The sequence below is a fragment of the Rhodococcus sp. NPDC049939 genome, from assembly GCF_040656415.1.
Taxonomy (GTDB): domain Bacteria; phylum Actinomycetota; class Actinomycetes; order Mycobacteriales; family Mycobacteriaceae; genus Rhodococcus_F.
In genome coordinates, this window is the sequence record NZ_JBFAMC010000002.1 from 251,553 (window position 1) to 277,637 (window position 26,085).

The 26,085-nt window shown below is 63.5% G+C and carries 25 protein-coding genes; 13 read left to right on the forward strand and 12 right to left on the reverse strand.

Annotated features, from left to right (window positions below; all coding sequences use genetic code 11):
* The first annotated feature begins 27 nt into the window (after positions 1-27).
* From AB0I57_RS10520 to AB0I57_RS10545, 6 genes are all read left to right on the forward strand, one after another.
* Positions 28-828, forward strand: a complete 801-nt coding sequence (locus tag AB0I57_RS10520; RefSeq protein ID WP_358333975.1) for a crotonase/enoyl-CoA hydratase family protein — start codon at positions 28-30, stop codon at positions 826-828.
* 186 nt (positions 829-1,014) lie between these two features.
* Complete coding sequence (locus AB0I57_RS10525; RefSeq protein ID WP_358333977.1) at positions 1,015-1,632, forward strand: TetR/AcrR family transcriptional regulator; 618 nt, start codon at positions 1,015-1,017, stop codon at positions 1,630-1,632.
* 121 nt (positions 1,633-1,753) lie between these two features.
* Positions 1,754-2,992 carry an acetyl-CoA acetyltransferase gene (locus AB0I57_RS10530; RefSeq protein ID WP_358333980.1) on the forward strand — a complete coding sequence of 413 codons (1,239 nt, stop codon included), beginning with the start codon at positions 1,754-1,756 and terminating at the stop codon, positions 2,990-2,992.
* Between the two features lie 12 nt (positions 2,993-3,004).
* Entirely contained in the window at positions 3,005-4,522 is a 1,518-nt protein-coding gene (locus AB0I57_RS10535; RefSeq protein WP_358333983.1) for a carotenoid oxygenase family protein, read from the forward strand.
* Complete coding sequence (locus AB0I57_RS10540) at positions 4,519-5,535, forward strand: winged helix-turn-helix transcriptional regulator (RefSeq protein WP_358333986.1); 1,017 nt, start codon at positions 4,519-4,521, stop codon at positions 5,533-5,535. The genes AB0I57_RS10535 and AB0I57_RS10540 overlap by 4 nt, the downstream gene beginning before the upstream one ends.
* 337 nt (positions 5,536-5,872) lie before the next feature.
* Complete coding sequence (locus AB0I57_RS10545) at positions 5,873-6,775, forward strand: NADP-dependent oxidoreductase (protein WP_358334877.1); 903 nt, start codon at positions 5,873-5,875, stop codon at positions 6,773-6,775.
* A gap of 15 nt (positions 6,776-6,790) precedes the next feature.
* Here the strand turns inward: AB0I57_RS10545 and AB0I57_RS10550 are convergent, their stop codons facing one another.
* The 4 genes from AB0I57_RS10550 to AB0I57_RS10565 form a co-directional block, all read right to left on the reverse strand.
* Positions 6,791-7,771, reverse strand: coding sequence for a CopD family protein (locus AB0I57_RS10550; RefSeq protein ID WP_358333989.1), 981 nt, complete (start codon positions 7,769-7,771; stop codon positions 6,791-6,793).
* Positions 7,735-8,289: a copper resistance CopC family protein gene (locus tag AB0I57_RS10555; RefSeq protein WP_358333992.1), complete on the reverse strand. Its 555-nt coding sequence runs from the start codon at positions 8,287-8,289 to the stop codon at positions 7,735-7,737. Before AB0I57_RS10555 ends, AB0I57_RS10550 begins: the two co-directional genes overlap by 37 nt.
* Positions 8,290-8,671: 382 nt before the next feature.
* Positions 8,672-9,190, reverse strand: a complete 519-nt coding sequence (locus tag AB0I57_RS10560; protein ID WP_358333995.1) for a hypothetical protein — start codon at positions 9,188-9,190, stop codon at positions 8,672-8,674.
* Between the two features lie 12 nt (positions 9,191-9,202).
* Positions 9,203-9,856, reverse strand: coding sequence for a DUF6474 family protein (locus tag AB0I57_RS10565; RefSeq protein ID WP_358333998.1), 654 nt, complete (start codon positions 9,854-9,856; stop codon positions 9,203-9,205).
* A gap of 162 nt (positions 9,857-10,018) precedes the next feature.
* On the opposite strand from AB0I57_RS10565, the gene AB0I57_RS10570 reads away from it, so the two are divergent.
* The gene (locus tag AB0I57_RS10570) at positions 10,019-11,575 is read left to right on the forward strand and encodes a TM0106 family RecB-like putative nuclease (RefSeq protein ID WP_358334880.1); all 1,557 of its coding nucleotides are present in this window, start codon (positions 10,019-10,021) and stop codon (positions 11,573-11,575) included.
* Positions 11,576-11,587: 12 nt separating this feature from the next.
* On the forward strand, positions 11,588-12,340 hold the full coding sequence (locus AB0I57_RS10575; RefSeq protein WP_358334001.1) for a YoaK family protein: 753 nt from the start codon (positions 11,588-11,590) through the stop codon (positions 12,338-12,340).
* Here AB0I57_RS10575 and AB0I57_RS10580 read toward each other — a convergent pair.
* The 4 genes from AB0I57_RS10580 to AB0I57_RS10595 form a co-directional block, all read right to left on the reverse strand.
* The gene (locus AB0I57_RS10580) at positions 12,288-12,917 is read right to left on the reverse strand and encodes a class I SAM-dependent methyltransferase (RefSeq protein WP_358334004.1); all 630 of its coding nucleotides are present in this window, start codon (positions 12,915-12,917) and stop codon (positions 12,288-12,290) included. The two genes, AB0I57_RS10575 and AB0I57_RS10580, sit on opposite strands and share 53 nt — an antisense overlap.
* An 84-nt stretch (positions 12,918-13,001) precedes the next feature.
* Entirely contained in the window at positions 13,002-13,769 is a 768-nt protein-coding gene (locus AB0I57_RS10585) for an SDR family NAD(P)-dependent oxidoreductase (protein WP_358334008.1), read from the reverse strand.
* A gap of 118 nt (positions 13,770-13,887) precedes the next feature.
* Positions 13,888-14,907 carry a hypothetical protein gene (locus tag AB0I57_RS10590; RefSeq protein ID WP_358334011.1) on the reverse strand — a complete coding sequence of 340 codons (1,020 nt, stop codon included), beginning with the start codon at positions 14,905-14,907 and terminating at the stop codon, positions 13,888-13,890.
* Positions 14,908-15,013: 106 nt separating this feature from the next.
* The gene (locus AB0I57_RS10595) at positions 15,014-15,595 is read right to left on the reverse strand and encodes a dihydrofolate reductase family protein (RefSeq protein ID WP_358334014.1); all 582 of its coding nucleotides are present in this window, start codon (positions 15,593-15,595) and stop codon (positions 15,014-15,016) included.
* A gap of 72 nt (positions 15,596-15,667) precedes the next feature.
* On the opposite strand from AB0I57_RS10595, the gene AB0I57_RS10600 reads away from it, so the two are divergent.
* Both AB0I57_RS10600 and AB0I57_RS10605 read left to right on the forward strand, forming a co-directional pair.
* Positions 15,668-16,240 (forward strand): TetR family transcriptional regulator, encoded by a 573-nt coding sequence (locus tag AB0I57_RS10600; protein WP_358334017.1) that lies wholly within the window; start codon positions 15,668-15,670, stop codon positions 16,238-16,240.
* Positions 16,241-16,505: 265 nt separating this feature from the next.
* Positions 16,506-17,750: an MFS transporter gene (locus AB0I57_RS10605; RefSeq protein ID WP_358334020.1), complete on the forward strand. Its 1,245-nt coding sequence runs from the start codon at positions 16,506-16,508 to the stop codon at positions 17,748-17,750.
* A 51-nt stretch (positions 17,751-17,801) separates the two neighbouring features.
* Here AB0I57_RS10605 and AB0I57_RS10610 read toward each other — a convergent pair whose 3' ends face one another.
* A complete protein-coding gene (locus AB0I57_RS10610; RefSeq protein ID WP_358334023.1) occupies positions 17,802-19,193 on the reverse strand; it encodes an aspartate aminotransferase family protein in 1,392 nt (463 codons plus the stop codon).
* A 19-nt stretch (positions 19,194-19,212) separates the two neighbouring features.
* The gene (locus AB0I57_RS10615; RefSeq protein ID WP_358334026.1) at positions 19,213-20,730 is read right to left on the reverse strand and encodes a CoA-acylating methylmalonate-semialdehyde dehydrogenase; all 1,518 of its coding nucleotides are present in this window, start codon (positions 20,728-20,730) and stop codon (positions 19,213-19,215) included.
* 131 nt (positions 20,731-20,861) lie between these two features.
* Here AB0I57_RS10615 and AB0I57_RS10620 point away from each other — a divergent pair, with 131 nt between their 5' ends.
* A complete protein-coding gene (locus AB0I57_RS10620; RefSeq protein ID WP_358334029.1) occupies positions 20,862-22,478 on the forward strand; it encodes a PucR family transcriptional regulator in 1,617 nt (538 codons plus the stop codon).
* Positions 22,479-22,574: 96 nt separating this feature from the next.
* Entirely contained in the window at positions 22,575-22,922 is a 348-nt protein-coding gene (locus tag AB0I57_RS10625; RefSeq protein ID WP_358334032.1) for a hypothetical protein, read from the forward strand.
* Positions 22,923-23,006: 84 nt separating this feature from the next.
* On the opposite strand, the gene AB0I57_RS10630 is transcribed toward AB0I57_RS10625, so the two are convergent.
* Positions 23,007-23,711: a TMEM165/GDT1 family protein gene (locus AB0I57_RS10630; RefSeq protein ID WP_358334035.1), complete on the reverse strand. Its 705-nt coding sequence runs from the start codon at positions 23,709-23,711 to the stop codon at positions 23,007-23,009.
* Between the two features lie 281 nt (positions 23,712-23,992).
* The gene (locus tag AB0I57_RS10635; RefSeq protein ID WP_358334038.1) at positions 23,993-24,520 is read right to left on the reverse strand and encodes a peptidase; all 528 of its coding nucleotides are present in this window, start codon (positions 24,518-24,520) and stop codon (positions 23,993-23,995) included.
* Positions 24,521-24,737: 217 nt separating this feature from the next.
* On the opposite strand from AB0I57_RS10635, the gene AB0I57_RS10640 reads away from it, so the two are divergent.
* A complete protein-coding gene (locus AB0I57_RS10640; protein WP_358334041.1) occupies positions 24,738-26,084 on the forward strand; it encodes a hypothetical protein in 1,347 nt (448 codons plus the stop codon).
* The last annotated feature ends 1 nt before the right edge of the window (position 26,085 follow it).

A 26,085-nucleotide genomic window follows, 5' to 3' on the forward strand; every position in this document is an offset into this window, starting at 1 on the left:
ACTCATGGCGCATCGGAGGTTCCTGACGTGTCAACGCAGAGCGTGAACGCTGAGCCGGCCGCATTGTGGGAGCGTCGCGGGGGAGTCGGCATCATCACGCTCAACCGCCCGGCCGCACTCAATGCGGTGAACGGTGCATTGTCGACGGCTGTCGGCACCCTTCTGGAGCAGGCAGACGCTGACCCCGAAGTGCGAGTTGTGGTGATCACTGGTTCGGGCCGCGCCTTCTGCGCGGGAGCGGACTTGAAGGCGCTCGCAGCGGGTGAGAGCACGGGGGCGAAAGGGCACCCCGAGTGGGGCTTTGCCGGATACGCACAGCACTGGGTCAGCAAGCCGACGATCGCCGCTGTCAACGGTTTCGCGCTCGGCGGCGGAACGGAACTCGTCCTCGCCAGCGACCTTGCCGTCGTGGACGAGGAAGCCGAACTCGGGCTTCCCGAGGTCAAGCGAGGACTCTTCGCCGCCGCCGGAGGCGTCATCCGACTGCAGCAGCAGATTCCGAAAAAGGTTGCGCTGGAAATCGCGCTGACTGGTGAACCGATTACAGCGGCGCAGGCCAAAGAACTCGGACTGGTCAACCGTGTCGCCCCGGCAGGCACAGCCCTCGAGGTCGCGCTCGAACTCGCGGAACAGATCGCCGTCAATGCTCCGCTGTCGGTGCGTGAGTCGAAGGCCATGATTCATCGCACTGCGAGTGAGTCGGACTGGGGCGCGAAAGTGTGGGAAGCCAATATCGCTGCGATCGCGACCATCTTCGCCAGCGCGGACGCAGTCGAGGGGCCCAGGGCGTTCGCGGAGAAGCGGCCGCCGATCTGGCAGGGCCGCTGAAGTTTCCCACACTGCTCGAGTCGCGGTGTGGGTGAGCGGGTCTGAGCTTCGAACCGATTAACACCACGATGAGTCAGGCGCTTCCAAGAGCAATTCGGCCGCCGTTTGACTTGAATGGACGGCGGACCGAGAATGTGTGATGGCCGACACGTAGGGCGCCGGCCCAGCCGCGAGGAGGCATGTGCGGTGCGTGTTCACGAAAACGATCCGAATCGGTGTGTGCTGATAGAAACTGCGGGGCGGTGCTTCGCCCAACGCGGGTACGAACGCACCACCGAGGCGGTCATCGCCGACTGCGCGGGGATCTCTGAAGAGGAGTTCTCGGCGCATTTCTCTTCTCGGGACGAGGTCTTCCACGCCGTCTCCGCCGCGGTGTTCGACACGTTCATGGAGGCGCAGCGCATCCCGGTCCGGCCCGGTGCGGATCCTCGTACCGTCCTGGCCGAGGCGACCGCAGCGTTCATCGAGACGGTCTACCGATTCGGGCGTTTGTTCACGCTGATCGAGGCCCGCGCGGTCGTCGACCCTGTGGTCAAGGAGCAGATGGAGACGGCGCACGGCCGGATCCTTCGTCGGTATATCCGCTTCATCGAGGGTCTCGGTCAGGCCGGGATTGCGACCCCGTGCGCGGACCCCGCCGTACTCGCAAGGAAACTGTCCGAAGCCCAGTGGTCGGGTGCGGAGCGCCTGATAGATGCGCCGAAAGATGAACAACGACGGTTCATCGCGGATATCACGGCTGCGTCGGAACGCTTCATCGGATTCGGTGGCTCCATCGACCTGACGTCCCGTACGGCCAGCTGACCCGACCCATCACGCATTCCAGCAACAGTGTGTGAAACGGCCGCGGAGTCACTCTGTTAGATGTAGTGTAGTCGGTGACGAACATCACAACCCATCTGCAACCCCGAGCCGGAGAACCTCCATGCCGCAGAACACGATCCACGTCCTCGGTGGCTACCAGTCGGACTTTGCCATCAACTGGCACCGTGCCCAGTTGGGATTCGACTCCCTGTTCTCCGAGGCCATCAATGGCGCTCTCGAATCCTCGGGGATCGGCCTCGACGAGGTCGAGGTGATTCACGTAGGCAACGCCTTCGGGGAACTTTTCACGGGCCAGAGTCAGCTCGGAGGAATGCCTGCCACGGTGGCGCCTGAGCTGCAGGGAGTTCCGTCTTCCCGGCACGAAGCCGCGTGCGCGTCCGGCAGCATGGCGGTGCTGGGAGCGATGACGGATCTAGAGTCCGGCCGCTACGACATTGCCCTGGTCATAGGCGCCGAACTGGAGAAGACGGTGTCCGGCGACATCGGCGCCAGGACGCTCGGGGCGGCGGCCTGGGTCGGCCACGAGGCGGGTGACGTCGACTACGTGTGGCCTGCCATGTTCAGTACGTTGGCAGACGAATACGACCGTCGGTACGGTCTCGAGGATGTCCACCTGCGAGCTATCGGAGAGCTCAACTTCGACAACGCGCGCTCGAATCCACTGGCCCAGACCCGGGGCTGGTCACTGACCGAGGACAGCTTCACTGACGACGACCGGCACAACCCACCGGTGACCGGACGCTTGCGTCGACAAGACTGCAGCCAGATGACCGACGGGACGAGCGCCGTCGTACTCGTGTCCGAACGACTGCTCGAGCGCAGGCCGGACTTGCGAACACGGCCGATGGCCACCATCACGGGGTGGGGGCACCGTACTGCGGGCCTGCCGCTCGAACAGAAGCTGAAGGCGTCTGCCGACGACGTGTACGTGTTGCCGCACGTCCACCAGACCGTCGCGGATGCCTTGCGCCGCGCGGGCCTCGCCGGGATCGAGCAGATCGATGGAGCCGAGGTACACGATTGCTTCTCGATGACCGAATACATGATCATCGACCACCTCGGCATCACCCCGCCCGGTGAGAGCTGGAAGGCAATCGAGGCAGGCGACATCGAACGCGACGGTCGCATCCCGGTCAATCCGAGCGGTGGACTGATCGGAGTGGGTCACCCCGTGGGGGCGAGCGGGGTCCGGATGCTGTTCGACGGCTACAAGCAGGTCACCGAACAAGCAGGCAGCTACCAGGTTCCGGGTGCACGCCGCTTCGCCACCCTCAACATTGGCGGCAGTGCCACGACGGTGGCCAGCTTCGTCGTCGAATCAACCAACGCCCCAGACTGATTGGAAACCTCAATGGACATGGACGTAGTAGGCCGCGTTATCAGCACACTGCCGGCAGATGACGATCACCCGTATCGAACCGGCGCCTGGCGACCACAAACCACCGAGTGGGATGCACCCGATCTCGAGTTGGTGTCCGGCGAGATTCCTGTGGATCTGGACGGGGTGTATCTGCGAAACACCGAGAATCCGGTCCAATCCTCGATCGGCCGGTATCACCCGTTCGATGGCGACGGCATGGTGCATCTCGTCGGTTTCAGGGACGGTAAGGCCTTCTACCGCAACCGATTCGTGCGTACCGATGGGCTGCGCGCCGAGCAGGAAGCCGGGCACGCGCTGTGGGCGGGAATTTCCGAGCGCCCGTCGAAGTCGTTGCGGGAGGACGGCTGGGGTGCGCGAGGACGGATGAAGGACGCCTCCAGCACCGATGTGGTGGTGCATGCAGGCACCGCGATCACCAGTTTCTACCAGTGCGGTGACCTGTATCGGATGGATCCCCTCACGCTCGAAGACCAAGGCAAGGCCGACTGGCACGGGAAGTTCCCGAGCTCGGCCGGGGTGTCCGCGCACCCGAAGGTCGACGAGAACACCGGCGAGATGCTGTTTTTCAACTACGGCACCGATGCCCCATACATGCACTACGGCGTCGTCGACCCCGACAACCGCCTGGTGCACTACGTGGACATCGAGCTACCCGGGCCGAGATTGCCGCACGACATGTCGTTCACCGAGAACTACGCGATCCTCAATGACTTCCCCCTGTTCTGGGACGAGGACTTACTCCGAAAGGGCTTGTACGCCGCACGTTTGCACCCGAATCTGCCTACCCGGATCGGTGTGATTCCCCGCCGAGGAGCATCCGAAGAGATCCGTTGGTTCGAAGCCGCTCCGACGTACGTGCTGCATTGGGCGAACGCCTATGAGGACGGTGACGAGATCGTCCTCGACGGGTATTTCCAGGACAATCCCGAACCACAGGTCTCGGCGGACGCCAGTTACTACGAAAAACTTTCACGCTTCCTCTCCCTCGACAACATGCAGACATATCTGCATCGGTGGCGTCTGAACCTGCGCACCGGACAGGTGAGCGAGGAACGCCTCAGTGATCGGATCAGCGAGTTTCCGATGATCAACGGCACACACTCGGGACGTCGACACCGATACACGTACGCGGCCACCGGAACACCCGGATTCTTCCTGTTCGACGGGTTGGTGAAGCACGACACCGAGACCGGCAAAGAGGAGCGCTACCGCTTCGACGACGGGGTGTTCGGCAGTGAGACCGCTATGGCGCCCCGTGTCGGCTCCACAGCGGAGGATGACGGATACCTCATCACGCTGACCACGGATGTCGCCAACGACCGGTCCGAATGCCTGATCTTCGACGCCGCAAACGTCACTGTCGGCCCGATCGCGCGGCTGAGGCTTCCCGAACGCATCGCCAGCGGAACGCACAGCACGTGGGCAGCGGGCGCGAACATCCCGAACTGGCGTACGGCCGACACGATGACCTCGGCGCTGGGATTGTGAGCAACCGCCGGAAGGTCGAAGGATCCGACCAGCCGACGGAGTTGACGGCGGGTGGCCCGAACGCGATCGCGGTCACCCAGGGTCTGACCGGCGACGAGTGGAACCTGCGGATCGTGCGCTGCGCGATTGCAGTAACCACCCGCTATCAGGATTTCCTCGAGCGACTGCCGATCTCCAACTCCGTGCTCACCAGCCGACTCGGCATGCTCGTCGATCTCGGCGTGCTCCACAGGTCGGAGTACCAGCAGCGCCCGGCACGCTACGAGTACATCCTCACCCAGCGCGGACGGGATCTGTGGGCGTCGCTGGTGGCGATCTGGGGGTGGGAACTGGCGTGGGTTCCCGAACACACCCCACCAATCCCGCCCCTGCACCACCTGGCCTGTGGTCGCGACTTTCTACCTGAACTGACGTGTGCGTTCTGCTCAGAGGTGGTCAGGTCTCGGGACATAGCAGGCACGTTCGGCCCGGCGGGCGGCTGGGATCGCAGCGTCCCGAATGCGTTGACCCGTCGTAGGGTCCGCGGCGGTACGCCCGGTGACGATCTGGCGTTCCCGCAGACCTACGCCTTGCTCGGAAACCGTTGGTCTGCGGCCATGATCGGCGCAGCGTTCGCGGGCGCCCGCCAGTTCAAGGATTTCGAACGCGTCCTGTCGGCGCCGCCGACGGTCCTTACGGACCGGCTCAGGCACTTCTGCGAACTCGGCATCTTCGACCCCGTCCCGATGGGCGGACGGACGGACCGCCCCGTGTACCACCTCACCGACAAGGGCCGTGCGTTCTTTCCGGTGATCATGCTGATGGTCTCCTGGGGGCAGCGATGGTTCCACTCGCCAGAGGGTCCGGCGATGACCTTCGCGCACCGACCATCTGCTTCCGAACTCGAGCATCCCTTCGCGCCACGTCTCGCCTGTGGGTACTGCAGGCGTGAACTACACGGCACCGACATCGCCAACACCGACATCGCCGAACAGGCTCCGGCCCTTCTCACTCGAGGTAGTGAGAGAGTGTGACCCCAGCTCGATCTAGCGTAGGGTCCGATCGATGATCAGGGGAGTTGCGGCAGCCAACCCGAACTCAGGATGTGGCGCTGAGCTTGCGCCTCCATGACCTGACGGCGACAACTGTTGCTGCCCAACGCATCAAGGGCTCTGAAGCGGCCCGGTTCAGTGGTTCACGGCTGTCACATTTCGATCCGGGCGAGTAGACCGTTCGGATATTCGAACCCCGCGTCCGCCACCGTCGTCGACGGTTTCCGGGCTCGCGAACACTCACCAACCGCAAAGCGGTGACAAAACCTCGAGAAAAGACGAGATTGATGGTATGGCGAATTCGATTACGAACCAGACCATGAAGGCGATTTCGTACTCCGCCTACGGCGGTCCCGAGGTCCTCGAAACCGTCGACGTTCCGGTGCCTGAGCCGAGTGGCAACCAGGTGCGCATCGCCATCCGCGCAGCCGGGGTGAATCCGTTCGACTGGAAGGTGCGGTCGGGGTCGATGGCGGAAGTCATGAAGGTGAAGTTCCCGAAGATCCCCGGCAGTGAGGTCGCAGGTGTGGTCGATGCCGCCGGATCGGGAGTGTCAGGTGTGACGGTTGGGGACGAGATGTTCGGCTGGTCCGACACCGGCGGCTATGCGGAGTACGCGCTCGCCACCGTCGTGGTGCCGAAGCCGCGCCAATTGAGTTGGACGGACGCCGTCACGATTCCCGTCGCCGGTGAGGCGGCAGACCGCGCCCTGCGATTGCTCGGTGTCGAAGCCGGTGAGACCGTGCTGGTCAATGGTGCGTCGGGTGCAGTGGGAACAATGGCTGCGCAGTTGGCGCGCGAACGTGGGGCCACGGTGATCGGCACCGCGAGCGTGAGGCACCACGACGCTCTTCGGGAATTGGGAGTAACGCCCACGACCTACGGTGAGGGCATGGCAGATCGGGTGCGCGCACTCGCGCCGAACGGTATCGATGCGGTACTTGATGCCGGCCGCGGTGGCCTCGAGGCCGCGATGGACCTACGCGGGGGAGTCGAGCGCATTGTGACACTGTCGGATGCTGCGGCGTTCAGACTGGGAATTACCTTCTCATCCGGCACCGCCGACGACAGGAACACCGAGACACTGCGCAGATTGGGCGATCTCGCCGCCGCCGGAGAGCTTTCCCTACCGCCGGTCCGTACGTTCTCGTTGACCGATGCGGCGCAAGCGCAGCGCGCCGGCGAGGAGGGCGGCGGTCGCGGAAAGATCGTGCTGCGTTGACCAGTAGTGCCCGAGTCAGGCGGTGGTGGCCAGGACGGCGGCGAGCCCGAACACAACCGCCATCGCAACCACTTCGAGGGTGGCTCGGCGCAGCGAGGCTTCGGCAGTGACCCGGTGAGCTGCCGCCTGGCCGACCCAGGTTCGCCTCCACCACCAGCCGAGCCCGAGGAGCGCAGCCAGTAAAAGCGACTTGACGAGCACGATGCGGCCGTACCCGGTGTCGAACAGTGGAGTTACACCACCCAATTTCACTACCGCGTTGATGACGCCTGCCACGGTCAGCAGCACCACACACCAGACGGCGAGGTCCGAGAACTTCGGCAGCCACTTCGCCCAGTCCCCTCGGGAGCGGAGCATCAGCCCGAGTGCGGCGAGCACCCCTAGCCACAAGGCGGCGGCCAGCACGTGGACGACATCGAGTATCGAGCCGAGCGTCTGCTGCGACATGTGCCCGGTGATCGGTCGGGCCACAAGGGCGAGCGCAGCGAGCGCCAGCACTGGCACTGGTGACCGGGCATCCTTGCGACCGAATGCAATCGCGGACCATACCGTGGCGGCGGCCGTGCACGCGAGCACCGCAAGTCCGACACGCCCGGCGCTGGTCTCGGTCACATATTGTGCGAACCGCCCGGACGAGAGCTCGAGCAGAGGTTCGGCATTCACTGCGGACGCTGTCATCGCGAGTCGAACGCCCTCGGCGAGTGTCCAGGACGCGGCGACCAATGTCGTCAGCTGCCACAGCCGTGGATCCCTTGCGAAAGAACGAGAGTCCGTGCGGCTCCACCAGCCGAGCACCGCGAGCCCGAGGACGACCGAACCCAGCAGCAGGGATATAGCCCGGACCGCACTGGAGGAAGTGTGGTCTTCCGGCCGCGCCAGTGCCCATCCGAACGCAACTCCGACGAGGGAGGTGGGTACGGCGAACAGCAGCAACCACTGTCGCGCCGTACCCGCCTGCCTCAGCTCTTGACGCGAGGCTGGCGAAGTGCGAGCCATAGTCCACCTGCAAACACGACCACACCTGCAACGATGAATACCCACAAGGGAACTCCACCGTCCTCGGATTCACCTGGACCGCTCGCCAGAGTGCCTGCGCTACTGGCCGGTGCGCCCGGTGCGCCCGACTCCGGCTGGGTGAGGGTAAACGTTCTCGTGCCGCTCACGGGATGTCCGTCGGCGGAGGTGACGCGGTACGCGATGGTGTACTCACCGGGCGGTCCCAGCTGACCGACTTCGGCGCTGACCGTGTCTCCTACGACTGACGGGTCACTCTTGGTCCATAGGTTGCCGTCCGGTCCCACGACGGTCAACGACGCGAACTCTGCCTGCAGCGGCTCGTTGAACGTGACGCTTACTTGGTTCGGGCCAGTCGAGATCTGAGCACCGTTGTCCGGGTTTGAGCCGATCACGGCAGTATGGGCGGCAGCGGTGGTGACGCCGAGCATGCTTGCAATCACAGCCAGCAGTCCGACGGTGAGAACTTTCATCGAAGTGATCGAGGTGCGCGGGCTCATGAGAGACGGCTCCGGACTACGGCGCCGAGGTCGAGCGCGCCGAGAACAGGTCCGGCGCCACCCAGCCAACGGCCGGTGTCGCCGCTGTAGGTCTGCGTGGCAGGGAACAACACTTCGTCCTCCTCGGGTAGTGGTTCCCCCCGACAGTTCGAACTGCTGGAACTGGCCGGGTCCGACCCCGACGCCGGGGTCCACCGCCCACGGTACGGAATCAGCACACTGAATCGTTGGATCTTCGGTTACGACGGATGTTGATCCGGGCAGCGGCTCGGTGTGGGCAGATGCTGGTGCAGTGTCGGCCGCACTGCCCGTGAAGAGGGCATGGCTGAATAGGGGTGTCATCGATAGGTCCTTGCTGGTCTGAGCTTTGAGGTGATGAAGGTCAGACTCGGACCGGTGGGCCACGGCGTGAAATGCTTGCGCGAAGCATGGCATCCACGGGGTTCGTGCGATGTTGTGAGACGTGCGCTTGCGCCGCCGTCGGGATCGGATGTGGCTCGCCGCGCAGCACTACACGCCATACGTGGACGAGCGAGCCGTACAGTCGTTCGGCGCTGGCGATCAGCAGTGCGCATATCGCCGTGGCTACCGCGTGAGCGGCCAACATCGACGCGGCTGGACTCGCCGAATGCGGATGGGCGGTGAGAGTGAGAGCGGCGTGCGCGACGAACTGCCCGAGTCCGAGCGCGCCGACGAGAGCGAGCCTGCCGTGAAAGCGGGTGGGTAGATGTGTCGTCAGTGCGCCTGTAGCGATGCTGGTGACGAGCAGGAGGGCCAGTGCAGCGGATTCAGGATCGCCGCCACCGCCGATACCGTGCGCTGCGACAGCGAGGGCACCCGCCAGCGCCCCAACCGCCGAACCCCTGAAGGGGGCGGTTGGAGCGCGGCGGGAGAGGTACACCGAGCTGGTTGGTCAGCGCACGCCGAGGCGGGCGAGCAGATCGGCTTCGACGCCGTCGAGTTCGGACGCGATCGCTTGGTGGGCGGCCTTGCGGCGGGCATGGGGCATCTGCTCGGCAGCTCGGACGGCGGTGTTCAGATCGGTGAGACGGTCACGGATCGCGGCGGCGAACCTCTGCGTTTCCGCTTCGCCAGGCTTCTTCGCGAGGATCTCGGTGGTGGAGGTTTCGGCACCGGCGATGCGGGCACTGAGCTTGGCGCCGTGTCCGGTGAAGTTTGCGAGCTGGTCAATATCGACACCCATACGGTCGGCGCGGCGGGCATCGATTTGTGCACGCACGACTGTGGCCGCGCGGTAGGCGATGGGAAGCAGCACGGGTGTCAGTAGTCGTGCGATACCCAGGTATTTGCGTACGGTCGAGACCGTGAAGCCCTTCCGGGCCGCGGCCTTCTCCTGAGCCTTGAAGGCGGCGATCTGGGCCTTGTCCACCTTCTTCTGCGACTTCAATTCGGCAGCTTCGAGCTTGCGGCTGGCTTTGGCGGTCGCCTTGTCGCGCTTCCGCTCGTTTCGTGCGCTCAGTTTCGCCTCGACTCCAGCCTTGTGCTTCAGCGCCTTGGCTTCTGCCTTGCGGGTAGCTCGAGACTTACGTTTCTTGAACAACCCCATCGAAAAGACCCCTTTTCCTGGTGCTTCAGCGCAGCTCGCGCTACCGACTGCATCCGGTGATTCCAGGTAATCCTAGGGGAGCACATAATCTAGGTGATTGTGCGTTCCCATATCGGTCAGCGATCAGAACTCCGCGCTACGCCAGGGCAGGTGCCGGGGGCGGTGATCGATGCCGGTGCACTGACCCGGTGTCGTCACCGGGTTCACCTCGACGCGGCGTTTCCCGAACAACTCGCGGCTGCTCCCGAGGACCCGGGGGTCCGCCAGCGGCAGGACGCCGCGGCAGCGAAGCGTGAAGAGGTCCGACAGACGCTCGTCGGGAACGCCCCCGATCGCTGGGTGCAGATCGACCGCGACCAAAGCGCGCGCAGACGAGCTGAACAGACCATTGCGGCATGCGCCGCCGGCGCGGAGCGTATCTGGGGTGCGGTGCTACCACTCGACAGAGACGCGGGCAGAAAGGCGCACTGCGAGATCCTCCTTCGTGACACCGATCGTGGCGGGTACATCCCGGTGATCGTCGTAAATCACAAGGTCACGGATCCGGGTAGCGGCGCGATCACCTCGGGCCTGTTCGAGTGGGAACCGCGTGAAGACCCGACGAGGAAGCCCCGCGGTCAGATTCGCGACCAGATGCGTGTCGCTCAGGTATACCGGATGCTCGAGAAGCACGGGCTCGCCAGTCCGGCACTGGTGGCCGGTGCGATCGGTTACGCCGCCGATGTGATTTTCGTGCATGACCTCACGGCTGTCCTCGAAGACTATGACGAGCGATTTCTCGACCGAGTCGCCATCGCGCGCGGAGAATCGGCAACGGTGCCCTCGAAGGTCGGCGAATGCCGTTCGTGTCCGTGGTGGACGGGCTGTGAGGAGCAGTTGACCCAGACGCACGATGTGAGCTTGGTGGCCTCTGGGTCGCGGGCCGAGTTGTTGCGCGAGGTGGGGTGCCGCACCATCGACGACCTCGCGGCGTGGGATCGGGAACCTATCGAAGACTGGCCCCACGGCGCATTCGAGGACTCCGTCGTGACAGCCAGGGCATGGCTGGCGGGAGTGCCGTTGGTAAGAAGATTTCCGCAGATCCGGGTTACGCGCGCAGACATCGAGGTCGATGTCGACATGGAGAGCTATCAAGATCGTGGTGCCTATCTGTGGGGGACATTGCTCAACACGGACGGGGTCTCGGTGTACCGGCCGTTCGTAAGTTGGGATCCATTGCCCACGCAGGACGAGGCACGCTCGTTCGCCGAATTCTGGACATGGCTGATGGCGGAACGTGAAGCGGCGGCCTCGAGCGGAAAGACTTTCGCCGCATACTGCTATTCCCGTGCTGCCGAAGACAAGTGGTTGCTCGAATCAGCCCGACGGTTTGCGGGATCGCCGGGGGTTCCCACGGAGGCCGAGATCCGCGAATTCATCGACAGCCCGCAGTGGGTAGACATCTATCAGGCCGTCAGCGACCAATTCATATGCCCGGCAGGCAAGGGCCTCAAGAAGATTGCCCCTGTCGCGGGATTCCGGTGGCGTGATCCTGACGCGAGTGGAGAAGCGTCGATGAGTTGGTACCGCGAGGCCGTCGGCTACGACGGCGAACCCGATCTCACCCAGCGTGAGCGCCTCCTGCGGTACAACGAGGACGACGTGATCGCCACGAAGGTTCTGCGTGAGTGGATGTCGGACCGGGCAGTATCGGAGATCCCCCTGTCCTCGGATCTGTAGAGGAGATTCGTGGTGGCGACGGACACCTCCACCTCGTTACGGTTTGCGGTGCTGCTCACCGTCGCCAGCGGATTCCTCGACGCGTATACGTTCATCAGCCGAGGCGGCGTCTTTGCCAACGCTCAGACGGGAAACGTCATCCTCATGGGGATCAATTTCTCTGCGGGGAACGTCCGCGCCGCGCTGGAGCATGTGTGGCCGATATCAGCGTTCGTCGTTGGTGTAGCGATCGCTAATTCGTTGAAGAGTCCCCACGCGAAACGTGTGGTGAAGCATCCGATCCGGGCCGCCATGGTGGCGCAGGTCGTCGTGCTCGTTTCGGTCGGGTTCGTGCCGACGACCGTCCCCGATGCGCTGGTAACAATTCCGATCGCATTCGTCGCCGCCCTCCAGATCGGGCTCTTCCGGACGGTGCGTTCGCTGTCATACATTGCGATCGCCACTACCGGAAATCTCATGCGTTTGACCGAAACTGCCTACGCCGGCTTCCTCGGGAAAGACCCCGAAGCACGAAAGAACACGGGTGTGTACGCCGTGATCGTCGGTGGCTTCGCCGCCGGAGCCGTCATCGGCGCGGTGTGCACGAGAATCTTTGGACACGAGGCCGCGTGGCTTGCGGCCTCGCTCCTGTTCTGTGCGCTCGTGCTGTTCTTCATCGATGAGCAGGAAGACGGGCGAGATTCTGCGCGGCGCCGACGAGTCGCGGGATGGCTCAACCGTTCACAGGCGGTGAAGCCGCGTATCCGAGCGAGAAGGCGCCCATGACTTTGGGCGTGGATTTCTCGTAGAAGCGATCGAGTTCCTTGATTTCGAAGCCCGCTCCCGACAACAGTTCGGGTATGTCGCGGGTCAGGTGGCAACCACCGGCGATGGTCTTCTGGATCGGCTCCAGGCGGTGCTGCCAGCGCTGGACCTTGGGGTGGGGAGCCAGCCCATGCTCGACGAAGTGCAGAGTACCGCCGGGTTTCAGGACGCGACGTACCTCATGGAGAGCCGTTTCGACATCCGGGATCGTGCACATGGTCCAGGTCGACAGCGCGGTGTCGAAGCTGTTGTCGGGGAAGGGGAGTGACTCGCCGTCGAGACCGGACCGTTCGACTGGGACCGACGACTCCGCCAACCGCTTTCTCGCAAGCTTCCAGCCGAGGTCGGCCGGTTCGACCGCGCTGACGGAATCTACGGCAGATGGATAGAACGGAACGTTGAGGCCTGAGCCGAATCCGATCTCGACCACGCGTCCCTGCAGTCCTGAGCAGGCCCGTCGACGCTCCTTCTCTGTGACCTTCATTCCGCAAGTCATGTCGATAAACCGCGGCAGAATCCGATCCGCGTAAAAACCCATGTCAACCCTCCCCGAAGTCGGCGCTACGCGCCGAGTTGCTTGTTGGGCGGGCCTGCTCGATCACGTACAGGCCCGCCGTGCTGCTTACCTTGGTGCCATGCGCAGAGCACCGTCCATACGAATAGTCTCACCGTTGAGGTAGTCGTGTTCGACGATCATCTGAGCGAGTTGCGCGTACTCGCTCGGCAGCCCGAGGCGTGACGGGAACGGAACGCCCGCTTCGAGGCCCTTGCGGTACTCGTCGGTGACACCCGCGAGCATCGGAGTGTCGATGATGCCAGGGGCGATGGTGTTGACCCGGATGCCGAACTGTGCGAGGTCGCGAGCTGCAGGGACGGTCATTCCCTGTACACCGCCTTTGGATGCGGAGTAGGCGATCTGGCCGATTTGGCCTTCGAACGCGGCAACGGATGCGGTGTTGATGATGACGCCACGCTGCCCGGACCCGTCGACGGTATCCGTCTTCGCGATGGCGTCGGCGGCTAGGCGCATGACGTTGAACGTGCCGAGCAGGTTGACGGTGATCACGGTGCGGAACAGCTCGAGATCGTGCGGGCCCTTCTTCGACAGGATGCGACCGGCCCAGCCGACCCCGGCGCAGTTGACGACGATACGCAGCGGCACCAGCGAACCAATAACCTGTTGGATGGCCGCCTGCACCTCCTCATCGCTGGTCACGTCCGTGGCAATGAGGGTCACGCTGTCCGGGACGTTTTCGCCGGCGCGCTCGATGGACTGCTGCAGATCGAGCCCGAATACGGTGGCTCCAGCGTCTGCGAGGCGCTTGGCGGTGGCGGCGCCGAGTCCCGAGGCCGCTCCGGTGACCAGTGCGGCGGTTCCCTGAATTTCCACAGCTGTAATCCCTACTCTTCCGTCGACCTCCGTTGGCCAACCCTGGTGATTTGCACCATAACGCGAAGGGATCGTCGGCCGTCATCCGGTTGCCGGCAAGGCGAGGGGGACAGCGCCGTCATCGACCGGTGTTGCCGAACGGGTCTGCGGGACGCCGTCTTTGCAGGCGCTCGAACTTTGCGGCCTTCTCCCGCGCCTGTTGTACGGAAATGGGCCATGGTCGATCGATTTCGCGTCCTGCTCGCAGTCTGTCGATCAGTGGCGGCGGCGTCAGCAGCTTGGGGGAGTCCTGTTCGGCAAGGAGATCGCGGGCTTCCGAATTTCCCCTCATGTACTCCAACAGTGAACGCAATGCGTTCGGCTCAGCGACCAGTTTGTGCACATATATCGTGGTTTCTTCGTGATCCGAATTGTTGGATGAGGCGTCGGCTTCATTCTTGGTGGTGATTTTCAGTAGTGGATTGTAAAAACTCACTGAGCTGTGCGTGTAAATCCACGTATCAGGCGTGATGCACGCGATGTTCTCCCATTCGAAGAATCTGTCATCGGTCGTGGCTGCAAAGAATCGGTGTCGACGGGTGGTGTATTGAATCCCGGAAGGGTAGACGAGAAGGGTGGATGTAGCTCTGAACCCGAGGATGACGATGATGCACAAGAGTGACCCCGAACCGTAGGCGCCCATGAAGTACGCACCTTCGCGAGTGTCCAGTCCATTCGGTAGCAGGGTTTCACCAATCCCAGTGAACGCCATGACGGCAGCTGTGGACGCGGGAATCCCGATGAGTCCAAGTAGGAAGACAAACATATGGATCGAACGCGAGTCGGGTATTGATACTCCATTGCCGTGCCCAGTCGAGCGCGGGCTAATTCGTCTCGACACACCGATCCAGGATATTCCCGCAGTTCTAGGCACCATCACCGTGAAGCAGATGAACAGGATGAGGAATACTGTGAAAATGCCGACTTCTCCTGTCGAACCCTCTCGAACGGCCTCGGTGAGGTTCAAAATCCCAATGACACTCACGCCGAGTATGAGTATCGAGAAGAGCAGCCACCAGTAGCTCAATTTTTGAGGCCAATACACCATTTGTGGAATCGGATTGGCAGAGGAAGAGTCAAGGACGAGTTCTGATTGCATGTTCTCCCATGAATGCCTTGTGGTTTGGGCGGGAGGCGTTATCGGTGGTCAGAGACGTGTCCTTCCGGTCGCGCCTGCCCGTCAGCCCAGCTGCTGATCGTCGAGGTCAGTGTTCCTCGGTCCGACTGAAACTCGTGATCGTGGTGCCATCGTCGAGTGAGGTGCTGTCGGTTCGTGTGAAGGCGGTCGGCCTGAACTCGCCGTCGAACACCGGCCGTCCGGAACCGGCGACCACCGGATAGCTCTTGACGATCAACTCGTCGATCTCCGGGAGGAGCGAGGCCGCCAGCTTCCCACCGCCGGCCAGCCAGATGTCGAGGCCGTCTTCGGACTTGAGCTTGCGCACTGCGGTCAGGGGATCGTCCGCGATCGATTCGATCGCCGGGTCCTGGCTGGTTCCCAGGGTCGTGGACACCACGAGTTGCCGAAGGTGGGCGTACGGGCTCGTGACACCGATCTCGAGGGCCGGTTCGTACGTCCCGCGGCCCATCACGACCGTGTCGAACGATCGGTTGGGGGTCTCGGTCAGTCCCAAGGTCGGTCGCATGTGCGTCGGGATGGTCTCGGGGTAGCGGTTGATGATCCAGGCCGCCATCGTGTCGGAGAATGGGAAGAAGTCGGTCTCATCGCCGGGCCCGGCGATGCAGCCGTCCAAGGTGACGCCGACGTAGTACACGAGCTTTCGCATATGACCACTCCGTCTGTAGTACTTTGGATGAAGTGGTCTGGAATCTAGCGTTGCAGATGGAGTGATGTCAAGGTGCGACGGAATGCCGAGCGGCGGGCGGCGCTCGTCGATGGCGCGATCGAGGTGCTCGCTCGTGATGGGGCGCGTGGGCTGACGTTCCGGGCTGTCGATGCCGAGGCGGGAGTACCTGCAGGGACCGCGTCGAACTACTTCACCAATCGCGACGATCTGTTGACCCAGGCGGGTCTGAGTGTCTACGAGCGGCTGCGGCCGGACGATGCGAGTTTGGACCTCAGCCTGACCGGAGCACATGACCGCGAGCATCTCACCGCGCTCATGCGCGAAGTTGTCGGTCGAGTCGCCGCGTTTCGTACCGGATTCCTCGCACTGCTCGAACTCCGGCTCGAGGCGACCCGACGCCCTGAACTGCGTGCCGTCCTCACAGAACGAGTGCGGCAGGACCTGGACTTCAACATCTCCGTCCACGCCGAGGCACAGATGCCAGGGGACGCGACGGCTGTGACCCTGCTCTACATGACGCTGAATTGGCTGATCGTAGATCGCCTGACGTTGCCGGAATTGTTCTCCGACGAGGAGATCGACGAACTCGTCGAAATGGCGGTCGACCGTGTCTTGCCGAGGTGACTCGAGGCGCGGACAGTTAGATCCGTCGTCATTGCTGACGCTCTAGTGGTGCGAACCTGGTTGATCTGGCGTATCGACCGAGGGCGAGGTGTGGAGTTGGACGACGCAGACAACATGGCTTTCGTCGTCAGGAGCTAGCACCGAAATGATGTCCTCTGTTGGTCAGGCTGGCAATGAAACGTTTCCTGGTCGCGATGACGACTCTGGTACCGGCCGCACCAGGCGAGAACATTCCAGTAGGCCGACGGCACTTCAGAAGCGTGTATTGGCTGGTGGCAGTGTCGGGCACTTCGTCGAGTTCTACGACTTCACGCTGTATGGGCTGACAGCGGTCGTCATCTCCCAGACGTTCTTCCCCAGCGAGAGCGCCGCGCTTTCGCTGCTTTCTACATTCGCAGCCTTCGGTGTCGCGTTCATGATTCGACCGCTCGGTGGCTTGTACTTCGGTTCGCTGGGTGACAGGGTCGGTCGGCGCCGAGTCCTACTCATCACATTGGCGGCGATGGGCGGCGCGACAACCGTCATGGGACTACTTCCCGGGTACGACGAGATCGGGCCTCTCGCGCCAGTCCTGGTGGTCCTGTGCCGGCTTGTGCAAGGTTTCTGTACCGGAGGCGAATCCGCCGGCACCCCGTCCTTCGTCTTCGAACACGCACCAATCGAGAAACGCGGATATTGGATCAACGTCACGATCGCGGCGACCGCCTTGCCCTCTGTGGCTGCCGGAATCTTGATTCTGCTTCTCAGTCGATCGATGTCTGACCAGAGTTTCACATCGTGGGGTTGGCGCATCCCTTTCCTCTTGGCACTCCCGCTGGCACTGGTTGGTCTGTATATCCGAAGCAGGACCGAGGAGAGTGACGCCTTCCGGGTAGCCGAAGCCGAGCGGCCCAAGGAGTTCAGCCCGATACGTGAAGCCTTCTACGAAAACAAGCTTCGCATGCTTCAGGTTGTATTCGTCGTGGGTCTGTCGGCAATGGGTTTCTCCTTCCTGGCCGGGTACTTCGTGTCATACCTTCAGACTTCCGGGAATCTGACCCGTGATACGGCTCTCGAGGTCAGCATCGGTGCACTCGCGCTGTATGCGGTGTTGATACCGCTAGCGGGGCGAGTAGGTGATCGTCTCGGGCGCAAACCAATGCTCATTGCCGGGTCGGCGATGCTCGCAGTCGTCTCGATCCCAGCCTTCATGCTGGTCACGAGCGGTAGCGTTCCGCTCGCGTTGTCGGGGCAGTTCCTCTTCGTGGTGGCCCTCTGTGTCTACGGCGGTGGGTGCTACACGTTCTTCGTTGAAATCTTCATCACAAGAACCCGTTTCACCAGTGCTGCCGTCGGGTACAACGTCGCCTACGCCGCTTTCGCTGGTACCGCTCCCTTCGTCGGTACCGCGCTCATCGGAATCACAGACGTGCCCTCGGCGCCGGGCTACTACATGGCGGCAGCCGGCGCGATCGTCCTAATCCTCGTCACAGCGACGAATGTTCCGGAAACCCGGGGACGCGTCGATTAACGGATTTCTGTCGCACGCTTGGCGAGAGGTGTCCACGGGCTCGGATCGGCCTCAAGAGTTGGTGTGGCGGTCTGCGACGTCGAGCGCCCCATCGAGGATCTCGAGCCCCCGGCGGGCCTCGGCGTCGGTGATGGTGCACGGTGGCACGGCGTGGATGCGGTTGAAGTTCGCGAACGGTAGCAGTCCACCTGCCTTGCAGGCGGCGATGACGTCGTTCATTGCCGGACTGGTGGTCCCGTAGGGGGCGAGGGGCTCCTTCGTGGTTCGATCGGCGACGAGTTCGATCGCCCAGAACACGCCGAGGCCGCGCACTTCACCGACCGACGGGTGCCGCTCGGCGAGCTCGCGCAGTCCGGGGCCGAGGATCTCGGTCCCGATCCGGGCGGCGTTCTCCACGATCCCTTCTTCTTCCATCGCGGTGATCGTTGCGACGGCCGCGGCGGTCGCGAGCGGATGACCCGAGTACGTCAACCCGCCGGGGTAGGGGGAGTCCGCGAATGTTGCGGCGATCTTGCCGCTGATCGCGACACCGCCGAGAGGGACGTACCCGGAGTTGACACCCTTGGCGAAGGTGATCAGGTCGGGAACGACATCGAAATGGTCGATGGCGAACCATTTTCCGGTCCGTCCGAATCCGGCCATCACCTCGTCGGCGATGAATACGATGCCATAGCGGTCGCACAGTTCCCGGACTCCTGCCATGTATCCGGGTGGAGGGACCATGATTCCGGACGTGCCGGGAACCGACTCGAGCACGATCGCCGCGATCGATTTCGGCCCCTCGAACTGGATCAACTGGTCCAGGTGTGCCAGCGCGCGCTCGGTTTCCTGCTGCTCGTCGGCCGAATGGAACTGCGAGCGGTAGAGGAACGGGCCGAAGAAGTGCACGATCCCGCTGTTGCCGTAGTCGTTGGGCCAACGGCGAGGATCTCCGGTGAGGTTGACCGCGGTGTCGGTGCCACCGTGGTACGACCGGTATCGGGAGAGCACCTTGTACCGCCCGGTGTGCAAGCGGGCCATACGAACCGCGTGTTCGTTGGCGTCGGCGCCACCGTTGGTGAAGAACACCTTGTTCAAATCGCCGGGGGTGCGTTCGGCGATCAACCGCGCCGCCTCGGAGCGGGCGGCATTGACGAACTGCGGCGCGACGGTACACAGCTTCGCGGCCTGCTTCGCGATGGCGGCAACCACTTTCGGATGCTGATGCCCGATATTGGTGTAGACGAGTTGGGAGGAGAAGTCCAGCAGCGGGGTGCCTTCGCCGTCCCACACGTAGGAGCCCTCGGAGGCGAGCACCGTCATCGGGGTGATCTGCTCTTGCGCTGACCACGAGTGGAACACGTGCGCACGATCGAGTTCGTAGGCTCGTGCACCTTCGGCGCGGGCCTCGTCCAGATGCTGTCCCGTGGGCAAGGTGGACTGCTCGCGAGCTGTAGCCGTCATGGTCAGATGTCCTTCCAGCTCAGTTGTTCTGGGGAAAACCGAGGTTGATGCCGCCGTGGCTGGGGTCGAGCCACCGACTCGTGACGACCTTGCCGCGGGTGAAGAAGTGCACACCCTCGGTTCCGTGGGCGTGCGTGTCGCCGAACAGTGAGTTCTTCCACCCACCGAACGAGTAGTAGGCGGTCGGAACCGGAATGGGGACGTTGATGCCGACCATCCCGACCTCGACCTCGTTCTGGAACCGACGCGCCGCGCCGCCGTCGTTGGTGAAGATGGCGGTGCCGTTGCCGAACGGGCCGGAGTTGATGAGGTCCAATGCCTCCTCGTACGTGTCGACGCGCACGACGGACAGCACCGGTCCGAAGATCTCATCGGTGTACACGGACATGTCGGTCTTGACGTTGTCGATCAGCGTCGGGCCGAGCCAGAACCCGTCCGCGTCACCATCCGCGTCGACGTCACGTCCGTCGACCACAATCGTCGCGCCCTCGGATTCACCGGCGTCGATGTAGGACGCGACTTTGTCGCGATGCACCTTGGTCACCAACGGACCCATGTCCGAGTCGCGTGTACCGTCGCCGATCTTCAAGGTCTTGGTGCGGTCGGCGATCTTCGACACCAACTCGTCGGCGATGTCTCCGACCGCGACGAGGGCGCTGATGGCCATGCACCGTTCACCTGCAGATCCGAAACCGGCGTTGACCATGGCGTCGGCTGCGAGATCGAGGTCTGCATCGGGCAGGACGATGGCGTGGTTCTTCGCGCCACCGAGCGCCTGGACACGCTTGCCGTGTGCGGTGCCGGTCGCGTACACGTACTCGGCGATGGGGGTAGATCCCACGAATGAGATCGCCTTGACCGCCCGATTCGTGAGTAGTTCGTCGACGGCGGTCTTGTCGCCCTGCAGAACGTTGAAGACGCCGGCGGGCAGTCCCGCTTCGGCCCAGAGCTCGGCCATCCAGATCGCGGCACTCGGGTCCTTCTCGGACGGTTTGAGGACCACCGTGTTGCCGGCCGCGATGGCGACGGGAAAGAACCACATGGGGACCATGGCGGGGAAGTTGAACGGCGAGATTATGCCTACCACACCGACGGGTTGCCGGATCGAATGCACGTCGACACCGGTGGAGGCGTTCTCGGTCATACCGCCCTTGAGTAGATGCGATATGCCGCAGGCAAATTCGACGACTTCCTGGCCACGGGACACTTCGCCGAGGGCATCTGAGACGACCTTGCCGTGCTCGGAGGTGATGATCTCGGCTAGTTCGTTCTTGCGCTCGTTGAGCAGTTCGCGGAATTTGAAGATGATCGCGGTCCGCTTGGCGAGTGAGGTGTCGCGCCAGGCCGGAAAAGCGGTCACGGCGGCGTTGATGACGGCGCGGGCGTCGTCGACGCTCGCCAACGAGACCTGACCGGTGACCGCACCGGTCGCCGGGTTCGTCACCGGAGCGGTGTTCTCAGCGGTGCCGGTGAAGGTTTTGTTGTCGGACCAGTGCGCGATCGTCCGGACCTGGCCTGTGCCGTTCGTGCGTGACATGAAGTTCGCTGTCCTTGCCTGGGAAATGGGTTGGCATGGGGATGTGCTGTTGCCAATACCCTCATCCGAAACACCGTTCACGGACCATTACGTACTGTAATTACTTCCGTCTTCTTTCTTACACTGTGTAAATGCAGCCGACCATTGCCCAGATCCTCACCCTCCCCGTCATGCGGGCAGGTTTGCCGGAGGTGCTCGGCGGGGGGAATCTCGAGCGGCCGGTGCGGTGGGTGCACATCTCCGATGTAGCTGACCTCACCGACCTCCTGCAGGGCGGGGAACTCGTCCTCACCACAGGTCAGCCGCTCGCTGACGAGAACACCAGGGCCCGGTATCTCGCCGGGTTGGCCGAGGCGCGGGCTGCGGGCCTGGTCGTCGAGTTGGGCACCCATCTCGTTTCCGTGCCGCCCGAACTGGCGGCAAAGGCCGTCGAACTGGAACTTCCGGTAGTCGCATTGCACCGTCAGATCAGGTTTGTCGAGGTCACTGAGGAAGTACACCGATCGATCGTCGCCGAGCAGTATGAAGAGGTTGCGTTCGCACGACACGTGCACGAGGTCTTTACCGACCTGAGTATGAAACGGGCTGCGCTGAGCGAGATCGTCGATTCGGTGTCGGAGATCGTCGGCGCGCCCATCGTGCTCGAAGACCTCAACCGACAGGTCCTCGCGTTCGCGGCTCACGGACATCCGACGTCCGACCTCTTGGCCAACTGGGAACGCCGCTCTCGTCTGACGCCCGTGTCCTCCTACACCGACATAGTCGGCCCCGAATCGTGGTTGACCACACCGGTCGGGCCCCACCGGCAGGAGTGGGGGCGCCTCGTCGTTCCACGTGCGCCGGACTCCGCAACGCGCGCGGGCACGGCCCTCGAGCGCGCTGCACAGGCCCTCGCCCTGCACCGGATGGTCGAGCAGGATCGGACGGGACTGGAACAACGTGCCCAAAGCGGACTGGTCGACGAACTGTGCCGCGGCCGCATCCCGGATGAAGCCGAAGCCACCGCACGTGCGCATGCGCTGGGCCTTCAACCAGCGCTGAAGTATGTGCCTATCACGGTTCGGGTCAGCGAAACCATCAGCGCAGACCAGGTTCTGGCTCAGCGCCGCCAGGTCGGCATGCTCGATGCTGTGCGGCACGCGGTGCGATCGGCACTCCAGACCGCTCTGACTGCGAACCGGCGACCCGGCCAGATCGACCTCCTACTGTCCGGGCCGCACGTCGGTTCACTGGAGGATTCGGTCACTGATGTGTGTGTCGGGATCCGGGCCGCCTTGACGAGACTCGACAGTGTCTCGCACTGCGCGATCGGAGTCGGGTCGGAGTCGACCCGACTGCTCGACGCGGCGAGTGGGCTGGGTGACTCCGAGCACATTGCCGAGGTCGCCCTGTCGCTGCCTCAGGGGGACCAACCCTTCTATCGCGCAACGGACATCCGACTTCGCGGCCTGCTAGCCCTGATCAGGAACGATCCCCGGGTTCAGGCGTTCGCCGAAACCGAGCTGCGTGGGTTGCTCGAACACCGCACCCGCTACGGTGACGACGCGTTCGACCTCTTGCGTGCGTTCCTCGAAGTGGGCGGGAACAAGACCGAACTCGCCAAAAGGCTTCACCTCTCCCGGCCCACGCTGTACGCGAAATTGGCGGCGATCCAGCGCATCCTCGGCGTCGACCTCGACGACGCCGAGTCCCGCACCTCACTGCACACGGCCATGCTGATCCTGGACACAACCAAACGCAGCGTTTGAACCGGTGCTCGCGTGAGGAGCGCGTATGCCGTTCTTGGTAGGTTGTCTGCCCACACGCAACAGGGGACGCGCGGACGGCGACGGCGAGGGGGACCGATGACCGAGGATCGGCTGGAAGTTGACCGCGAGGCGTTGGTGCGGTGCATCGCGGCCTGCGACAGATTGGCCGCTGAAATGCGGGATCTCGGACAGCAGGCGCGCCGCGACCTCGCGCCCGATTCTTTCGGCCTCGGCGAAACTCATTTGCAGTCGGCGGCGGAACTGGCCGCGAGGTTCCGGGCGGCGGCGATCGGCGGTCCGGGGGTTGCGGACGAGAACACCGCGGTGGGAATCTTCGCCGCGCACGAGCGCTACGCCCTGGATCAGCGTGCGATTTTCGAGGCCGCTCTCGCCCGCTACGACGAGCAGGACGCGACGACCGCGGATCGGATCGCGGGGTTATAGGCCGACCCCTGCCCAGTGCGCAGTTCTGCAGAACAAAGCCGAGTGCACTGCTGCAGATCTGCGCATTCGTTCGCCGACCGCGCGTCAGCCCTGGTACTGCATCTCGTCGACGTTCGTCGTCACCTCGCGGTGGCGACGCGACCGCACGGAACGTACCGCCACGACGGTGAGTGCCAGCGCGACGAAGACGCCGCTGGCGATCGTGCCTGCCCCGCTTCCGGGGAACAAGCCGTCGAGCAGCAACCAGATGCCGAATGTGAAGAACAGGATCGCGGCTCCCACGCGGATGAAGACTTGGGGCAGGTGCTTGCCGAGCAGGGCTCCGACGACGATGGCGAGGCCATCAGCCGCCACCATGCCGACGGTCGACCCGAACCACACGCCGACTGTGTCGTGATCGGTGGCGAGCGTGACGGTGGCCAGCATGGTCTTGTCGCCCAGTTCGGCGAGCAGAAAGGCGGACGTGACGGCCAGGAAGGCCGACCGCGTGGCCCGTCCGGCTTTTTGCTGCTCGTTTTCACTCAGGCTGTCGCCGCGCAGTGTCCACGCGCCGAAGATCAGGTACGCCACGCCGGCGATGATGCTGATCAGCCCTGTCGGGATGGCCACACCGAGGTAGTGCCCGACGGCGACGGACATCAAGTGGACGACGGCGGTTGCGACGGTGATGGCCGAGATCACGACCCACCAGCGGTAGCGCAGGGCGAATGTCATCGCCATGAGTTGAGACTTGTCGCCCAGTTCGGCGACGAAAATGACAGCGAAGCTCAGCAAAACAGCGGCCAGCACAGGCATCCTCCTTCGGTGGTCGGTCGGAGGATGACAGGCAGAGTCCTCCGGCCTGGCAGACGCGGGCGCGTCTGTTAGGCCGAAGGTCTCGCCCACCGGCACAGCTGATGCGGCGTCGGTTCGCCAGGCCGGGTTCGGTGCGGTCGAGCACCGAGCCAGTATGTCGACACAGGCGATTGGGGGCTACTCCCCTTCGATGCCAACAACGTTAGTGCGTTATCAATGAAATCGCAAAGGCGACAACAAGTTTGGGAGTCCCTGTAGTGAAGATTCGGACTGCCTCACGAGGCCAGCAGCATGGCCAAAACGGCGGTGTCGGGGTCGCTGATGGGATCGATGCCGACTCGGCTGACCATAGACGTCACGGTCCCGTCCGCTTCTGCCTCGACCCAGGCGGCGCGGTGTTCGAGCCCTAGATGTGGGAGGCCGGGCAGCAGCACACAACCCGACGCGGCGCCCACGCATTCCGGCAGTGACGGCGTGGTCTCCGACGGCGGGTGCAGCATTATCAGCGCTGGCGGTTGGTGCTCGGCGAACTGGCCCGGTTCGAGTGCGGACTCGCCGATAACAGGTCCCTCCGCGACCACGAGACCGACCGTCTCGGGCGCGGGTTCCTCAGGTAGGTCCTCGTGTGCTCCGAAGACGGTGGTGGTGTGCAGCAGTCCCGGAACCGAAGCCACTCGAACTGCGAGAGCCAGAAGCTGCGCCCATTCCTTGGTGGTGTCGGGCCAACGCCCGGAAATGACGAATCCCCGCAGAGTACCCTCGGCCTGGAAGGGCGAGATGCCGATGTAGCCGTCCTTGTTCATCTCTACCTCCTCCTCGGTGCGTGGAAGCGATCTCAGGCATGCCTCACTCCGCACCTCGTTGGGTACTTGAAGGATGCGCCTGATTGGGCCTGGCACACAAGAGCATGTGAGTGCCAATTTCGGACAACAAAGCATTGTGAGCGGCCGATGGGACGTCACAGAGAAATCTCAGAGTAGCCACAATATCCGGCTACCCGATACCCCTATCGTGGGCGCAATGATCTTTGACCGCGCACGGAAATCCGCGAATCATGCCCAAACCGAGCCGACGCGAAAGGTCTTGAAGTCGCCGCGGGTCGCCGTGGCCGCGTTGTCTGGCCTGGTCGTGGCTTCCGCAGCAGGCCTCGGGTACGTGTTCCTGGGGGGAGGCAAGATTGACAGCCGGACCGTTGCGATCGTGAATACCGACGCGGGTGCGACAGTGGACGGAGAATCGGTGCGCGCCGGTGACAAGTTGATCGAGCAACTCGAAGCAGATGACTCCTTCGACTGGAAGGTAGTCGACGCGAGCGCGGCGTCGGATGACACGTACTTCGCCACTGTGACCGTGCCGGAGGACTTCAGCGAAGCGGTTTCCTCCGTCCTGGGCACGAATCCGCGGCAGGCCACCCTCGACGTTGATGTCGAGGGCTCCGATCCTGCTGCATCCGACGAACTTTCCGGACTGGTGTCATCCCGGATCAGTGCGGACGGTATCGCCGATCTGCTGGCAGACATGTCCTCATCCAGGTCGACATTCCAAAGGGCGAGCTTCGCCGCGGGATTCCTCGCCGCCGGAACGTCCGCGGCCGACTCTGCTGTGCAGCAGCTCACCGAGGGCGCCGACTCCTTGATCCCGTATCTCGAGACAGCACGCTCCGGCGCAGTGGAACTGCAGGGTGTGGCTGATCAGATCGAGGGGGTGGTAGGTGAGACGTCGGGCACCGTGGACGACCTGGCAGGCAGACTGAGCGGATTGGGACTGACGTTGGGGCAAGCGACTGACAGCACCACCCAAATGCGGACGAGCGTCGACGGTGCCATCGGTCTCCTGAATGCGACTCCCCTTGCGCCGACCGTCGTCCCGTCTCTACAGCAGGTCAGTGACGATCTCGGACTGCTCTCGTCCCAGCTGGATTCGGTGCCCGGACTGCTCGGCGACGAGGTCGGCCCCGGGACAGACCTCGGTGAACTGGTACGAGTCGCAATGGGACAGCTGACCGAGGCCAGTGATCAGCTCAGCAGCGCGGCACAGCAATTGAACGACGGCATCGTTCCGATCGCCGATCAGGCGTCGGGACTGCTCGACGGCGCCACATCACAGATCGTGGACGGCTTCGAGGCGCTGAAATCGCTTTCCGAGCAGGTGTCGACCGATATCGACGACGGTGTTGCGGCGATGCCGGCCCGCTCGTCCGCCCAGCAGACCCAGTTGGCGACGGTGTTGGCCGAACCGGTCGCGGTGACGCGCACTTTCTCCGCGTCCACCCCGACTCTCACGGCCGAACACCTCGCCATCGGATTCGCGATCACGACGGTTCTGCTGGGCGGTGTTGTGGCCTGGATGAGCAGGCGCACAGTCTGAC